17 protein-coding genes are annotated in these 14,907 nt (G+C 62.4%); 10 read left to right on the top strand and 7 right to left on the bottom strand.

Going from position 1 to position 14,907, the window contains the following annotated elements:
• Positions 1–21: 21 nt before the first annotated feature.
• Both JKP78_RS14365 and zapE read left to right on the top strand, forming a co-directional pair.
• Positions 22–1,371 (top strand): tryptophan--tRNA ligase, encoded by a 1,350-nt coding sequence (locus tag JKP78_RS14365; protein ID WP_170032450.1) that lies wholly within the window; start codon positions 22–24, stop codon positions 1,369–1,371.
• A gap of 155 nt (positions 1,372–1,526) precedes the next feature.
• Positions 1,527–2,621, top strand: a complete 1,095-nt coding sequence (gene zapE / locus JKP78_RS14360) for a cell division protein ZapE (protein ID WP_186685352.1) — start codon at positions 1,527–1,529, stop codon at positions 2,619–2,621.
• A gap of 49 nt (positions 2,622–2,670) precedes the next feature.
• Here the strand turns inward: zapE and JKP78_RS14355 are convergent, their stop codons facing one another.
• Entirely contained in the window at positions 2,671–3,591 is a 921-nt protein-coding gene (locus tag JKP78_RS14355; protein ID WP_170034281.1) for a GlxA family transcriptional regulator, read from the bottom strand.
• 188 nt (positions 3,592–3,779) lie between these two features.
• Entirely contained in the window at positions 3,780–4,820 is a 1,041-nt protein-coding gene (locus JKP78_RS14350) for an NADP(H)-dependent aldo-keto reductase (protein WP_170032446.1), read from the bottom strand.
• Positions 4,821–5,078: 258 nt separating this feature from the next.
• On the opposite strand from JKP78_RS14350, the gene rplM reads away from it, so the two are divergent.
• The 7 genes from rplM (at position 5,079) to JKP78_RS14315 (ending at position 9,941) form a co-directional block, all read left to right on the top strand.
• The gene (rplM, locus tag JKP78_RS14345; RefSeq protein WP_003260798.1) at positions 5,079–5,507 is read left to right on the top strand and encodes a 50S ribosomal protein L13; all 429 of its coding nucleotides are present in this window, start codon (positions 5,079–5,081) and stop codon (positions 5,505–5,507) included.
• A 14-nt stretch (positions 5,508–5,521) separates the two neighbouring features.
• Complete coding sequence (rpsI, locus tag JKP78_RS14340) at positions 5,522–5,914, top strand: 30S ribosomal protein S9 (protein ID WP_003260797.1); 393 nt, start codon at positions 5,522–5,524, stop codon at positions 5,912–5,914.
• Positions 5,915–6,177: 263 nt separating this feature from the next.
• A complete protein-coding gene (gene petA / locus JKP78_RS14335) occupies positions 6,178–6,771 on the top strand; it encodes a ubiquinol-cytochrome c reductase iron-sulfur subunit (RefSeq protein ID WP_170032444.1) in 594 nt (197 codons plus the stop codon).
• The gene (locus tag JKP78_RS14330; RefSeq protein ID WP_170032442.1) at positions 6,771–7,982 is read left to right on the top strand and encodes a cytochrome b; all 1,212 of its coding nucleotides are present in this window, start codon (positions 6,771–6,773) and stop codon (positions 7,980–7,982) included. Before petA ends, JKP78_RS14330 begins: the two co-directional genes overlap by 1 nt.
• Positions 7,982–8,761 carry a cytochrome c1 gene (locus JKP78_RS14325; RefSeq protein ID WP_170032440.1) on the top strand — a complete coding sequence of 260 codons (780 nt, stop codon included), beginning with the start codon at positions 7,982–7,984 and terminating at the stop codon, positions 8,759–8,761. Before JKP78_RS14330 ends, JKP78_RS14325 begins: the two co-directional genes overlap by 1 nt.
• 117 nt (positions 8,762–8,878) lie before the next feature.
• The gene (locus JKP78_RS14320; protein ID WP_170032438.1) at positions 8,879–9,502 is read left to right on the top strand and encodes a glutathione S-transferase N-terminal domain-containing protein; all 624 of its coding nucleotides are present in this window, start codon (positions 8,879–8,881) and stop codon (positions 9,500–9,502) included.
• Positions 9,503–9,512: 10 nt separating this feature from the next.
• Entirely contained in the window at positions 9,513–9,941 is a 429-nt protein-coding gene (locus JKP78_RS14315) for a ClpXP protease specificity-enhancing factor (RefSeq protein WP_170032436.1), read from the top strand.
• A gap of 50 nt (positions 9,942–9,991) precedes the next feature.
• Here the strand turns inward: JKP78_RS14315 and JKP78_RS14310 are convergent, their stop codons facing one another.
• The 5 genes from JKP78_RS14310 to JKP78_RS14290 form a co-directional block, all read right to left on the bottom strand.
• Complete coding sequence (locus tag JKP78_RS14310; protein WP_025340556.1) at positions 9,992–10,210, bottom strand: YgdI/YgdR family lipoprotein; 219 nt, start codon at positions 10,208–10,210, stop codon at positions 9,992–9,994.
• A gap of 162 nt (positions 10,211–10,372) precedes the next feature.
• A complete protein-coding gene (locus JKP78_RS14305; RefSeq protein ID WP_200626848.1) occupies positions 10,373–10,951 on the bottom strand; it encodes a BON domain-containing protein in 579 nt (192 codons plus the stop codon).
• The gene (locus JKP78_RS14300; RefSeq protein WP_170032430.1) at positions 10,948–11,541 is read right to left on the bottom strand and encodes a phosphoheptose isomerase; all 594 of its coding nucleotides are present in this window, start codon (positions 11,539–11,541) and stop codon (positions 10,948–10,950) included. Before JKP78_RS14300 ends, JKP78_RS14305 begins: the two co-directional genes overlap by 4 nt.
• Before the next feature lie 86 nt (positions 11,542–11,627).
• Entirely contained in the window at positions 11,628–11,999 is a 372-nt protein-coding gene (locus JKP78_RS14295) for a YraN family protein (RefSeq protein WP_186685350.1), read from the bottom strand.
• Positions 11,999–13,816 carry a penicillin-binding protein activator gene (locus JKP78_RS14290; protein ID WP_186685348.1) on the bottom strand — a complete coding sequence of 606 codons (1,818 nt, stop codon included), beginning with the start codon at positions 13,814–13,816 and terminating at the stop codon, positions 11,999–12,001. The genes JKP78_RS14295 and JKP78_RS14290 overlap by 1 nt, the downstream gene beginning before the upstream one ends.
• A 186-nt stretch (positions 13,817–14,002) precedes the next feature.
• Here JKP78_RS14290 and rsmI point away from each other — a divergent pair, with 186 nt between their 5' ends.
• Positions 14,003–14,878, top strand: a complete 876-nt coding sequence (gene rsmI / locus JKP78_RS14285; RefSeq protein ID WP_170032424.1) for a 16S rRNA (cytidine(1402)-2'-O)-methyltransferase — start codon at positions 14,003–14,005, stop codon at positions 14,876–14,878.
• Positions 14,879–14,907: the final 29 nt, after the last annotated feature.

Raw genomic sequence — 14,907 nt, 5'->3', positions numbered from 1 at the left:
AGCCTGAATAAGCGAACACCCATGACCACGCGCATTCTTACCGGTATCACCACCACCGGCACTCCGCACCTGGGCAACTATGCCGGCGCCATCCGCCCGGCCATCCTTGCCAGCCAGCAGCCCGGCGTCGACTCGTTCTATTTCCTGGCGGACTACCACGCGCTGATCAAGTGCGACGACCCGCTGCGCATCCAGCGCTCGCGCCTGGAAATCGCCGCCACCTGGCTGGCCGGCGGCCTCGACCCGGACAAGGTGACCTTCTACCGCCAGTCCGACATCCCGGAAATCCCCGAACTGACCTGGCTGCTGACCTGCGTCAGCGCCAAAGGCCTGCTCAACCGCGCGCACGCCTACAAGGCCTCGGTGGACAAGAACCTGGAAAACGGCGAAGACCCGGATGCCGGGGTGACCATGGGCCTGTACAGCTACCCGGTGCTGATGGCTGCCGACATCCTGATGTTCAACGCCAACAAGGTGCCGGTCGGGCGTGACCAGATCCAGCACGTGGAAATGGCCCGTGACATCGGCCAGCGCTTCAACCACCTGTTCGGCCAGGGCAAGGACTTCTTCGCCTTGCCTGAGGCGGTGATCGAGGAAAGCGTGGCGACCCTGCCGGGCCTGGACGGGCGCAAGATGTCCAAGAGCTACGACAACACCATCCCGCTGTTCGCCAGCGCCAAGGAAATGAAGGACGCCATTTCGCGCATCGTCACCGACTCGCGCGCCCCCGGCGAAGCGAAAGACCCCGACAACGCCCATCTGTTCACCCTGTTCCAGGCCTTCTCGACGCCGGCACAATGCGCCGAGTTCCGCGAGGAACTGCTGCAGGGCCTGGGCTGGGGCGAGGCCAAGCAGCGCCTGTTCCAGCTGCTGGACGGCCAGCTGGCGGAGAAGCGCGAGTACTACCACCAGCTGATTGCCCGCCCGGCAGACCTGGAAGACATTCTGCTGGCCGGTGCCGCCAAGGCGCGCAAGATCGCCACGCCGTTCCTCGAACAACTGCGCGAGGCGGTTGGCCTGCGTTCGTTCCGCACCAATCTGCAAGCCAGCACCGAAGTGAAGAAAAAGGCCGCCAAGAGCGCGCGGTTCGTCAGCTTCCGTGATGAAGACGGCAGCTTCCGCTTCCGCCTGCTGGGCGCCGACGGTGAACAGTTGCTGCTGTCGCGCAGCTTCGCCGACGGCAAGAGCGCCGGTGCCGTGAGCAAACAGCTGCAACAAGGTGGCGAGGCAGATGTGCGCGTCGAGGGCCTGGGCTTCGGTCTGTGGCTGAACGGCGAACAGGTCGCCGACGGGCCGCAGTTCGACAACGCCGAGGCGCGTGATGCGGCCATCGAAAGCCTGCGTGTAGCCTTGGCGCCACAACCAGACTGATGTGGGAGCGGGCGTGCCCGCGAAACAGGCGCCGCGGTGCATGGCACCGGCTTTGCCGGTGTTCGCGGGCACGCCCGCTCCCACAGACTGATTGCCATTAAGCGGGCCTGTCGCTACAGTGACGGCCCGTTTTTTGTTGCCCCGCTAACGAAATCATGACGCCCCTAGAACGATATCAAGCAGATCTGAAACGTCCCGACTTCTTTCATGATGCGGCGCAGGAAACTGCGGTACGTCACCTGCAGCGCCTGTACGACGACCTGGTGCATGCGCAGAACAACAAGCCGGGCATGTTCGGCAAGCTGTTCGGCAGGAAGGAGCAGGCCCCGGTCAAGGGCCTGTACTTCTGGGGTGGGGTAGGGCGCGGCAAGACCTACCTGGTCGATACTTTCTTCGAGGCGCTGCCGTTCAAGCAGAAGATGCGTACGCACTTCCACCGCTTCATGAAGCGTGTGCACGAGGAAATGAAAACCCTCAAGGGCGAGAAGAACCCGCTGACCATCATCGCCAAACGCTTCAGCGAAGAAGCCAAGGTAATCTGCTTCGACGAATTCTTCGTCTCGGACATTACCGACGCGATGATCCTCGGCACCTTGATGGAAGAGCTGTTCAAGAACGGCGTATCGCTGGTGGCGACCTCCAACATCGTGCCGGACGGCCTGTACAAGGACGGCTTGCAGCGCGCGCGCTTCCTGCCGGCGATTGCCATGATCAAGCAGTACACCGAGGTGGTGAACGTCGACAGCGGGGTCGACTATCGCCTGCGTCACCTGGAACAGGCCGAACTGTACCACTACCCGCTCGATGAGGCGGCGCACCAGAGCCTGCGCGCCAGCTTCAAGGCATTGACCCCTGAGTGCACCCAGGCGGTCGAGAACGACGTGCTGATGATCGAGAATCGCCCGATCCAGGCCCTGCTGACCTGTGACGACGTGGCCTGGTTCGACTTCCGCGCCCTGTGCGATGGCCCGCGTAGCCAGAACGACTACATCGAGCTGGGCAAGATCTTCCATGCCGTGCTGCTGAGCAACGTCGAGCAGATGGGCGTCACCACCGACGACATCGCCCGGCGCTTCATCAACATGGTGGACGAGTTCTACGACCGCAACGTCAAGCTGATCATCTCGGCCGAGGTGGAGCTGAAGGACCTGTATACCGGCGGGCGCCTGGCCTTCGAGTTCCAGCGTACCCTGAGCCGGTTGCTGGAGATGCAGTCGCACGAATTCCTGGCGCGCGCGCACAAGCCGTAAACATGCTTGGGGCCGCAAAGCGGCCCCCTGGCCCTCGGCCCTATGGCCTTCAGGCCTCCTGCATGAACTGCTGCCGATACTGGTTCGGCGACAACTCCGTGTGCTGACGGAACAGCCGCGCGAAGAAACTGGCATCGTCATAGCCGACCTCGTAGCTGATGGTCTTGATGCTCTTGCGCGTACTCGACAGCAAGCCCTTGGCCGTCTCGATCCGCAGCCGTTGCAGGTAATGTAGCGGCTTGTCGCCGGTCGCTCCCTGGAAGCGGCGCATGAAGTTGCGGATGCTCATGCCGTGGTTGCGGGCCACGTCCTCGAAGCGGAACTTGTCGGCGAAGTGTTCCTCCAGCCAGTGCTGGATCTGCAGGATGATCAGGTCCTGATGCAGCTTCTGGCCGCCAAAGCCCATGCGCCCCGGGGTGTAGTTGCGCTGCACTTCGTAGAGGATGTCACGCGACACGGCGCGGGCCACGTTGGCGCCGCAGAAACGTTCGATCAGGTAGATGTACAGGTCGCAGGCCGAGGTGGTGCCGCCGGCGCAATACAGGTTGTCGGCGTCGGTCAGGTGCTTGTCCTGGTTCAGCCGGATCTTCGGGAAACGCTCGGCAAAGCTGTTGAAGAAGCGCCAGTAGGTGGTCGCCTCCTTGCCGTCGAGCAGGCCGGACTCGGCCAGCCAGAATACACCGCTGGCCTCGGCGCACAGCACCGCGCCACGTGCATGCTGCTCGCGCAACCATGGCAGCACCTGTGGATAACGCTGCAGCAAGTTGTCGAAATCGTCCCAGAAGGCCGGCAGGATGATCACGTCGGCATCGTCCAGGCCACCGTCGACCGGCAGCTGCACATTGCTGAAGCTGTCCACGGGCTGGCCGTCCGGGCTCACCAGGCGAATCTCGAACATGGGCTGCAGGCCCAGGCCAAGCTGCTTGCCGTAGCGCAGGCTGGCGAGGTGGAAGAAGTCCTTGGCCTGCATCAGGGTCGAAGCGAACACCTTGTCAATGGCCAGGATGCTGACGCGCCGCAGCGACGCGGAGGGTTGGGTAAACATCATTGTCATTGTTCTTATAGGGTAGAGTGGTCAATCACCGGCTGGATCGTCTTATTTTTTGGCGATGCTGTCCAGCCTGTGCAATTGGGGGCCGCTGCGCGACCCCTTTCGGCTCAAGGCGCCGGGTTCGGCTGCTGCTGGTGAATTGCCTCGATCGCCGCCAGCAGCTCATCGCTCAGCTTCAGCTCCAGGCTGGCCAGGTTGCTGTCCAGCTGCGCGAGGCTGGTCGCGCCAATGATGTTGCTGGTCACGAACGGCTGCCGGGTGACGAATGCCAGGGCCATCTGCGCCGGGTCCAGGCCGTGCTCGTGGGCCAACTGCACATAACGGCTGCAGGCGGCCACGGTCTGCGGGTTGGAATAGCGGGCAAAACGGCTGAACAGGGTCAGGCGCGCATTGGCTGGCCGCGCGCCGTTCTCGTACTTGCCCGAGAGCATGCCGAAGGCCAGCGGCGAGTAGGCCAGCAGGCCGCACTGCTCGCGGATGGCCACTTCCGCCAGGCCCACTTCGAAGCTGCGGTTGAGCAGGTTGTACGGGTTCTGGATCGACACCGCCCGCGGCCAGCCACGGCTCTCGGCCAACTGCAGGAACTTCATGGTGCCCCACGGTGTTTCGTTGGACAGGCCGATGTGGCGGATCTTGCCGGCACGCACCTGCTCGTCGAGCACTTCGAGGGTTTCTTCCAGCGGGGTGAAGTGGTCCTGTGGCAGGTGCTGGTAGCCCAGCTTGCCGAAGAAGTTGGTGCTGCGCTCCGGCCAGTGCAACTGGTACAGGTCGATGCGGTCGGTGTGCAGGCGCTTGAGGCTCTCGTCCAGCGCCGCAACGATGTGCTGGCGGTTGTGCTTGAGCTGGCCGTCGCGAATGTGGCTGATGCCGTTGCCCGGGCCGGCGACCTTGCTGGCCAGCAGCCAGTCGTCGCGATCACCCCTGGCGCGGAACCAGTTGCCGATGATGCGCTCGGTGGCGGCGTAGGTTTCGGGGCGGGGCGGCACCGGGTACATTTCGGCGGTGTCGATGAAGTTGACCCCGGCGGCTTTGGCCCGGGCAATCTGCTCGAAGGCCTCGGCCTGGTCGTTCTGTTCGCCCCAGGTCATGGTGCCCAGGCACAGGGCGCTGACGTTGAGGTCGGTACGGCCGAGCTGGCGGTATTCCATCGGGTAGACACTCCTTGGCAATGAAAGCTCATCAAAGCAGGTTGAAAAATTTCGCGCAATCTGGATAATTCGGCCCCTCTCCGTGTGGCGGAAGTGATGCACCACCATGCAGGAAGAACCCCGTCGAACGTTGGCGTGCCTGACCCGAGCCCCCAAAAGCGTCAGTGTTCGGCTGCGCGCTTGCCCTTGGCAAGCTGTGCACTATCCAGTAAGATTCGCCGTCTATTTTTCGCTGGGCGGCCTCTGAGGCTTTAGAGAATGAAAACTTTTACTGCTAAACCGGAAACAGTAAAGCGCGAGTGGTTCGTAGTCGACGCCGCTGGCCAGACCCTGGGTCGTCTGGCTACCGAAATCGCTAGCCGTCTGCGTGGCAAACACAAGCCAGAATACACCCCTCACGTTGACACCGGCGACTACATCGTCGTTATCAACGCCGAGCAGGTTCGTGTGACTGGTGCCAAGTCTTCCGACAAGATGTACTACTCCCACTCCGGTTTCCCGGGCGGTATCAAGGAAATCAACTTCGAGAAGTTGATCGCCAAGGCCCCTGAGCGTGTTATCGAAACTGCGGTCAAAGGCATGCTGCCGAAGAACCCGCTGGGTCGCGACATGTACCGCAAGCTGAAAGTGTACGCGGGTGCTGCTCACCCACACACTGCTCAGCAGCCTCAAGAACTGAAGATCTAACGGGATAGTTCATTATGTCGGCGACTCAAAACTACGGCACTGGCCGTCGCAAGACCGCAACCGCTCGCGTATTCCTGCGTCCGGGTACTGGTAACATTTCCATCAACAACCGTTCTCTGGACGTGTTCTTCGGTCGTGAAACCGCTCGCATGGTTGTTCGTCAGCCGCTCGAGCTGACCGAAACCGTCGAGAAGTTCGACATCTACGTCACCGTTTCCGGTGGTGGTGTCAGCGGTCAGGCCGGTGCGATCCGTCACGGTATCACCCGCGCTCTGATGGAATACGACGAAACCCTGCGTGGCGCTCTGCGTCGTGCTGGCTACGTCACCCGCGACGCTCGTGAAGTCGAGCGTAAGAAAGTGGGTCTGCGTAAAGCGCGTAAGCGTCCTCAGTACTCCAAGCGTTAATACCGCTTCGGCAGTCGAAAAAAGCCCGGTTCCTTGGAACCGGGCTTTTTTTATGTCTTGAACTAACCTGTCAGCATGTCAGTGACCACTTGTCGCATAGACGCAGATCAAGCAAAGCGTGGGTAGGCGCCCTTGGTCGGGGTAATCACCTTGTCAGTGTGTGGATTTGTTTCTTACCATGGCGGCCAATTTTTAGTGCCACTGACACAACCTAAGTACAGGTCTGGTTCAACAGGCCAAGCAAGCTGATGGGAGAGGACTGAATGAGCAATGACGGCGTCAACGCAGGCCGGCGCCGCTTCCTCGTAGCCGCGACATCCGTAGTCGGGGCAGCGGGGGCAGTGGGGGCTGCGGTACCGTTCGTGGGGTCATGGTTTCCCAGTGCCAAGGCGAAAGCCGCAGGTGCACCGGTGAAGGTCAATATTGCCAAGGTCGAGGCCGGGCAGCAGATGGTGGCCGAGTGGCGGGGCCAGCCTGTGTTCATCGTGCGGCGAACGGATGAAATCCTTGGCAACCTGAAGAAAGTCGCTGGTGATTTGGCCGACCCCGAGTCCAAGGCGTCGGTACAGCCAACCTACGTTGACCCGCAGGTTCGTTCGATCAAGCCGGAAATCCTTATCCTCGTCGGGTTGTGCACGCACCTCGGCTGCTCACCCACCTTCCGCCCGGAAGTCGCGCCTGCCGACCTCGGCCCGAAATGGGTTGGTGGTTACTTCTGCCCTTGCCACGGCTCCCACTATGACCTGGCAGGTCGTGTCTACAAGTCGCAGCCTGCACCTCTCAACCTGCCCGTGCCACCGCACTCTTACGAGTCGGACGAGATCGTCGTCATCGGCGTTGACCAGGAGAACGCATGATGAGCAAGTTCATGGACTGGATTGATGCTCGCTTCCCCGCCACCAAGATGTGGGAAGACCACCTGAGCAAGTATTACGCACCCAAGAACTTCAACTTCCTGTACTTCTTCGGCTCCCTCGCGTTGCTGGTGCTGGTCAACCAGATCGTCACCGGTGTGTGGTTGACCATGAGCTTCACCCCCTCGGCGGAAGAGGCGTTCGCCTCGGTCGAGTACATCATGCGTGACGTGGAGTACGGCTGGATCCTGCGCTACCTGCACTCTACCGGTGCGTCGGCGTTCTTCATCGTGGTCTACCTGCACATGTTCCGCGGCCTGCTCTACGGCTCCTATCAGAAACCGCGCGAGCTGGTATGGTTGTTCGGCATGCTGATCTACCTGGCGTTGATGGCCGAAGCGTTCATGGGCTACTTGCTGCCGTGGGGGCAGATGTCCTACTGGGGTGCCCAGGTGATCATCTCGCTGTTCGGTGCCATCCCGGTGATCGGGGGCGACCTCACCCAGTGGATTCGCGGTGACTACCTGATCTCGGGTATTACCCTTAACCGCTTCTTCGCCCTGCACGTCGTTGCCCTGCCGATCGTGATCCTCGGCCTGGTGGTGTTGCACATTCTTGCCTTGCACGAAGTGGGTTCGAACAACCCTGATGGCGTCGACATCAAGAAGAAAAAGGACGAAAACGGCATCCCGCTGGACGGTATTCCGTTCCACCCGTACTACACCGTCAAGGATATTGTCGGGGTGGTGGTGTTCCTCTTCGTGTTCTGCGCCGTGGTGTTCTTCTTCCCGGAAATGGGCGGTTATTTCCTGGAAAAACCGAACTTCGAGCAGGCCAACGCCTTCAAGACCCCTGAGCACATCGCGCCTGTGTGGTACTTCACGCCGTTCTACGCGATCTTGCGTGCCGTGCCTGACAAGCTGATGGGTGTGATCGCCATGGGGGCAGCCATTGCCGTGTTGTTCGTGCTGCCCTGGCTCGACCGCAGCCCGGTGCGCTCCATGCGCTACAAGGGCTGGATCAGCAAGCTCTTCCTGCTGGTGTTCTGCATTGCCTTCGTCATCCTCGGCGTGCTGGGCGTACTGGCGCCGACACCTGGGCGTACCTTGCTGTCGCAGGTGTGCACGGTGTTGTACTTCGCCTACTTCCTGCTGATGCCGTTCTATACAAGGCTCGAGAAGACCAAACCGGTTCCGGAAAGGGTGACTGGCTGATGAAAAAGTTGATTGCAGTATTTTTGCTGGCAGTGATGCCTGCCTTTTCCTTCGCGGCTGAAACCGGTGTGGAGCTGGACAAGGTCGACATCGACCTGAGCGACAAGGCCGCCATGCAGGACGGAGCGCGCACCTTTGCCAACTATTGCATGGGTTGCCACAGTGCCAAGTTCCAGCGTTACGAGCGGGTGGCCGATGACCTGGGCATCCCTCACGAACTGATGCTCGAAAAGCTGGTGTTCACCGGTGCCAAGATCGGTGACCATATGCAGATCGGCATGAAGCCCAGTGACGCCAAGACCTGGTTCGGTGCCGCACCGCCCGATCTCACCCTGGTGGCCCGGGTGCGCGGCACCGACTGGCTGTACACCTACCTGCGCAGCTTCTACGAAGACCCGGCGCGGCCATACGGGGTGAACAACAAGGTGTTCCCGAACGTGGGCATGCCCAACGTGCTGGTTGGCCTGCAGGGCAACCAGGTGATCGGTTGCAAGCAGGTGCAGACCGTGACCGATGGCAAGAAGCAGTTCGACCCGTTGACCGGCAGCCCGATCACCCATGAAGCCTGTGACCAGCTGACCATTACGCCGAATTCCGGTACCCTGACGACCGAGCAGTTCGACGAGAAGGTCAAGAACCTGGTGACCTTCCTGGCCTATTCGGCCAACCCGGTCAAACTGGAAAGCCAGCGCATCGGTACCTACGTGTTGCTGTACCTGGCTTTCTTCTTCGTATTCGCCTATTTGCTCAAGCGTGAATACTGGAAGGACGTGCACTGATCACGCAGTAGTTTCTGGTTGTTGAACGCGCCCGTGGAGGCCAGGCAGAACTGCCTGGCCTCCACGGGCGCGTTTTCATTTACAGTTTCACAAGCATCCCGTGCGAGGAGGCGCTACATGGGCGCAACCAACAGGTTAGCCTGCTATTCCGACCCCGCTGATCACTATTCTCACCGGGTACGCCTGGTGCTGGCCGAGAAGGGTATCAGCGTGCAGGTCATCGATGTCGAGCCCGGTCGCCTGCCGCCCAAGCTGGTAGAGGTGAACCCTTACGGGAGCGTGCCGACCCTGGTCGATCGTGACCTGGCGTTGTATGAATCCACCGTGGTGATGGAATACCTCGAGGAGCGTTATCCGCATCCGCCGCTGATGCCGGTATACCCGGTGGCGCGCGGTAACAGCCGTTTGCTGATGCACCGCATCCAGCGCGACTGGTGCGCCCTGGCCGATACCGTGCTCGATCCACGCAGCAGCGAGGCGGCCCGGAGCGAGGCGCGCAAGGCCCTGCGCGAAAGCCTGACCGGGGTCTCGCCGTTGTTCGGCGAGTTCGCCTGCTTCATGAGCGATGAGCAAAGCCTGGTCGATTGTTGTCTACTGCCCATACTCTGGCGTTTGCCGGTATTGGGTATCGAGTTGCCGCGGCAAGCCAAGCCGCTGCTGGATTACATGGAGCGGCAGTTCGCCCGCGAGCCTTTCCAGGCGAGCCTGTCCTCCGTAGAACGTGAAATGCGCAAGCTTTAAGGAGCCGTTGATGAACTCCAGTCGCCCCTATCTGGTTCGAGCACTGTACGAGTGGATCGTCGACAACGATTGCACCCCCCATATGCTGGTCAACGCCGAATACCCAAAGGTCCAGGTGCCGGACGGTTTCGCCAGCGATGGCCAGATTGTCTTGAATATCTCGCCAAACGCCGTGCGCAATCTGCACATGGATAACGATGCGGTCAGCTTCGAAGGTCGTTTCAGTGGCGTGGCTCATTCGTTGTTCGTGCCGTCTGGCGCGATCCTGGGCATATATGCCCGGGAAAATGGCCAGGGTATGGTCTTCGAGCTGGAGCCGTCGCAGGATGACATGCTCGACGACGAGGACGAAGTGCAGCCGGATGATGACGGCCCACCGGAAGGTGGCGGGCAGCCACCGCGCCCGAGCGGCCGACCAAGCCTCAAAGTGGTCAAGTAATGAAAAAGGCGACCTGTTCAGGTCGCCTTTTTTTTGCCGCCAATATCGGATTACAGGTCGCTGATGGTGCGAACCTGGTCCTTGTTGATGCGGGTGCGCTTGCCGTCGAGTTGCTGGAACTCGTAGAAGCCGGCGTCGCGGTCGAACTCCGGTACGTCGACGGCCTGGATTTCACGACCATCGTTGAGAGTGATCAGGCTTGGTGTGGAGCAGCCGGCTAGGGTGGCGAAAGTGCCGAACAGCAGGGCAGGCAGCAGAAGCTTCTTCATGCGGTGTTTCCTGGGTTTTCTGAAAGGTGTGGCAGTGATGCCGCCTGTGCTGGCCTTTCGCGGGTAAACCCGCTCCCACAGGAATACAACAAGCCTCGAAAGCTGTGAGATCCCTGTGGGAGCGGGTTTACCCGCGAATGTTCGGTGCAGGCGATCAGTGAATCAGTCGATGTACTCGAACAGCTTGACGATCTTCTGCACGCCCGACACGCCCTGCACCACGGCAGTAGCCGAGTTGGCCTCCTGCTGGGTTACCAGGCCGAGCAGGTAGACGATACCGTTTTCGGTAATGACCTTGATGCGCGAGCTGGGCACGGCATTGTCGGTCAGCATCTGGGCTTTGATCTTGGTGGTCAGCCAGGCGTCATTGTTGCGCGCCAGGATGGAGGAGGGCTGCATGACCTGCAGCTCGTTGTGCACTTTCTTGACCCGCTGTACCTGGCTGGCGGTTTGCTCGGCGAGGCTCTTGAGGTCGGCGCGTGGAGTCTGGCCGGCCAGCAGGACGATACCGTTGTAGCTGGTGACCACGATGTGCGAGCCCTTGTCCAGGTCAGGGCTGGCCTTGGCGATGTTGACTGCCGCCTTGGTTTCGATCATGGAGTCGTCGATCTTGCTGCCGATGGTGCGCGTGCCGCGGTCATCTTCGATCGGCGAATTGCGGGTGGAGGTCAGTACCGAGCTGCAACCGGTGATACTCAGGCACAGGGTCAGGGCCATCAGGCCGAGGCGCATAGGGGTCATTCTTCACTCCCGAACAGTTGGCTGTCGATCAGGTCGCAGAGGCAGTGGATCGCCAGCAGGTGGACTTCCTGGATACGCGCGGTAACCATCGAAGGTACGCGGATTTCCACGTCTTCGGGCAGCAACAGCGAAGCCATTCCGCCGCCGTCGCGGCCAGTCAATGCTACGACAATCATTTCGCGGTCATGTGCGGCCTGGATCGCCTGGATCACGTTGGCCGAGTTGCCGCTGGTGGAGATTGCCAGCAGAACGTCGCCGGGCTGGCCCAGGGCACGGATCTGCTTGGAAAAGACCTCGTTGTAGCTGTAGTCGTTGGCGATGGAGGTCAGGGTCGAGCTGTCGGTGGTCAGCGCGATGGCCGGCAGGCTCGGGCGCTCGCGCTCGAAGCGGTTGAGCAGTTCCGAGGAAAAGTGCTGGGCATCACCGGCCGAGCCGCCGTTCCCGCAAGCGAGCATCTTGCCCTCGTTGAGCAGCGCGTTGACCATGACCAGGCTGGCCTGCTCGATGTGCGGTGCCAGGATGTCCATTGCCTGTTGCTTGGTATCGATGCTGGCCTGGAACAGCCGGCGAATTCGGGATTGCATGTCCATCTGGTGACCTTAAGTAGGGCGGTGGCCGGCGCGACGCGCAACAAGGACCAGCCCGCGAAACATAGAGCAAAAAAATCGAAGTGGGTTCAGCATTCGAAGGCGTTTTTCAGCCATTGCAGCGGCCTGCCTGCGTGGTGGCTGCCCTGCAGGGCGACTACGTCGAAGCGGCAGGGGTGGTTGCCCCAGTGGGCCTGCTGCTGCAGGAACAGGCTGGCGGCGAGCACCAACCGTTTCTGCTTGCGCCCGTCGATACTGCCGAGGGCGCCACCGAAGCCCGCGTGCAACCGGTAGCGGACTTCGACGAATACTACTGTATCGGCGTCGAGCATGACCAGATCAAGCTCACCGCCTTTGCATCGCCAGTTGCGCGCCAGCAACTGCAGACCCTGCCCTTGAAGGTACTCAAGGGCCTGGGTTTCTGCCGCCTGGCCGGCGCTGGTGGGCGACGCCGCGGCCATCAGCGAGGGGTGTCGGGCAGGCGCTTGACCTGGCCACCGGCGAACTCGGCCCAGGGCAGCTGGCGCTCGACACGCTGGCTGGCGTTCATGCTCAGGCTACCCGAAAGGCCCATTACCCGGTTGTCCGGCAGCGCTTTCAGCTGGCCCAGGCGCGGCGCCAGGCTATAGGCATCGACGCCCATGGCATACAGGCGGCCCAGGCTGCCGGCAGCCTGTGGCCATTGCTGCACCACCTGCTGGCGCAGGCTGTTGCTGGTGTCCAGCAGCCACGGCGTTTCGCAGAAGCGGATGCCGTTCATGTCGTTGTACTGGTTGACGTCGCCGCTGGCGCTGTACAGGTTCGAGGTGGCGTAGACCGGCACGTCACCGGCGTACTGGAAGTTCAGTGTCGGCTTGATCTGCTGCGCCTGTTGCGGGGTCGAGGCGAGGAAGATGAAGTCGATGTCCTGGCGGCGCGACGGCTGTGCGGCAATGCTGCCACCGACCGTGCTCTGCAGGCTCTTGGCGCGGCCTTCGCTCTGGCGCAGCTGGAACAGGTCGGCAATCTGCTGGGCCAGGGCGACCGGCTGGGCGATGCGCTCGGCGGCGAGCAGGGTGCCACCATTGCCTTCCCACTCCTGGCGGAAGGCGGCCAGCACGCGGTCACCCCATTCGCCGCTCGGTACCAGCGCCACGGCGCGCATCATGCCATCGGCGCGGGCACGGCGTGCCACTTCGCGGGCTTCGTCTTCGGCAGCCAGGCCGAACTGGAACAGCTGCGGCGGCGCCTTTTGCCCGGCATCGGCGTAGTTCAGCGCCAGGGTGGTGATTGGCAGTTGCGGTTTGCTGGCCAGCTGCTTAACCAGCGGTTTTTCCAGCGGGCCGATGACCAGTTGCACGCCAGCGGCCTGGGCCTGGCGATAGAAGTCGTCGAGCGAGCCGATGCGCGAGCTGTCGAACACCTGCACCGCGGGTGCTGGCTGGCCGGCTTGCTGGGCCTGGAAGTGCGCGGCCATGAAGCCGTCACGCAGGGCGCGGGCGACGCCGGCCAGCGGGCCGTCCTGGGGTAGCAGCAGGGCGATCTTGGTCAGCGGCTGGCTGGCCAGTTCCTTGAGCTTGGTCAGCGCCAGCGGCAGTTGCTGTGCCGCAGGGTGGCCCGGGTGCTGCTTGACCCAGGCGTCGATAGCGGCCTGTTGCTGCTCCAGGGTGCCGGCGCTTTTCACGGCGAAGGCCAGGCTGGTCCAGCCGGCCAGGGCCTGGTCGTTGACAGGCTGCTGCAGTTGCTCTGCCGGCAGCGAGGCGACCAGGGCCCAGATGGCGTCATGGTTGGCGCTGGCGGCCGGGCCGCTGAGCAGCGGGGCCAGCAGCACACGCTGCTGCGCGGCGGCCAGGGCCTGGCCATCGGCTTCGAGGGCGGCGGCGTGCACACTGTAGGTACGCACCTGCTGTTCTTCCGGCAGTTCGCCGACGCGCTGCAGGCTGGGGTGGGCCAGGGCTGTCAGGGCCGCCTTGGGCTGGTTGCGGCTCATCGCCAGTTCGGCACCGAGGGTGCTGGCGAACACCTGCTGGGCCGGTTTCAGTGGGTCCAGCGGCACCTGCTCGAGAATGCGTGCGGCGCGCGGGAAGTCCTTCTGCTTGTAGGCCAGGTCGGCCGCGCTCAGGCGCAGCAGGGCCGCGTCTTCTGCAGACTTGCTGGATGCGGCCTTTTCGAGCAGTTGCTCGATGCTGGCGTCCGGGGTGCGTGGCAGTTCGCCCAGGCTGGATGAGGGCGAGCTGGCGCAGGCTGCCAGCAGGGCAGCCAGGCAGAGGGCTGTGAACAGCCGCAGGCAAGCGATCATGTAAAGGTCCTGTTACTCGATCAAGGTGGCCGGCAATTGTACCCAAGCGCTGGCCGGGGCGCGATGTTGCCGTGTCGATCCTTCACTATAGGTGGCCTGCCACTGGTCGCCGGCGAAGTTCTTTGCGACCTGTTGCAGGCGCTCGGGCTACAATGGCGGCTTTGATCCGGACGACAGGTGTACGCAGTGACTGATGTGCCAGGGGCTTCGAAATCCACCGTGGGGACGCTGTATGTGGTCGCCACCCCGATCGGCAACCTCGACGACATGAGCGCCCGGGCGCTGAAAGTGCTGGCGGACGTGGCCCTGATCGCGGCCGAAGATACCCGTCATTCGGTCCGCCTGCTGCAGCACTTTGGCATCGACACGCCGCTGGCGGCCTGTCATGAACACAACGAGCGTGACGAGGGCGGGCGTTTCCTTGCCAAGCTGCTGGCCGGCGAGGATGTGGCGCTGGTGTCCGACGCGGGTACGCCGCTGATTTCCGATCCGGGCTATCACCTGGTGCGCCAGGCGCGCGCGGCGGGGGTCAACGTGGTGCCGGTGCCGGGTGCCTGCGCCCTGATCGCCGCCTTGTCGGCGGCCGGCCTGCCGTCGGACCGCTTCATCTTCGAAGGCTTTCTGCCGGCCAAGGCGGCGGGGCGGCGGGCGCGCCTGGAGCAGGTAAAGGAAGAGCCGCGCACGTTGATCTTCTATGAGGCACCGCACCGCATCCTGGAATGCCTCGAGGACATGGAGGCGGTATTCGGCGGCGAGCGCCCGGCGTTGTTGGCGCGCGAGCTGACCAAGACCTTCGAGACGCTCAAGGGCTTGCCCCTGGCTGAGCTGCGCGCCTTCGTGGCCGGCGACAGCAACCAGCAGCGCGGCGAATGCGTGGTGTTGGTCGGTGGCTGGAGTGCGCCCGAGGGCGAGCAGGCGATCAGTGCCGAGGCGCAGCGGGTGCTCGGGCTGCTGCTGGCCGAGTTGCCGCTCAAGCGGGCGGCGGCGCTGGCTGCGGAAATCACCGGGGTGCGCAAGAACCTGCTGTATCAATTTGCCCTGGAAAAGCAGAAGGCCGAGTAGTGGCACATTGATATAAATGCCGGTATTGC

This window comes from Pseudomonas sp. LAM2023 (assembly GCF_016620375.1).
In the GTDB taxonomy this organism is placed as follows: Bacteria; Pseudomonadota; Gammaproteobacteria; order Pseudomonadales; family Pseudomonadaceae; genus Aquipseudomonas; species Aquipseudomonas anuradhapurensis.
This window is presented reverse-complemented; position numbering and strand designations above follow the sequence as displayed.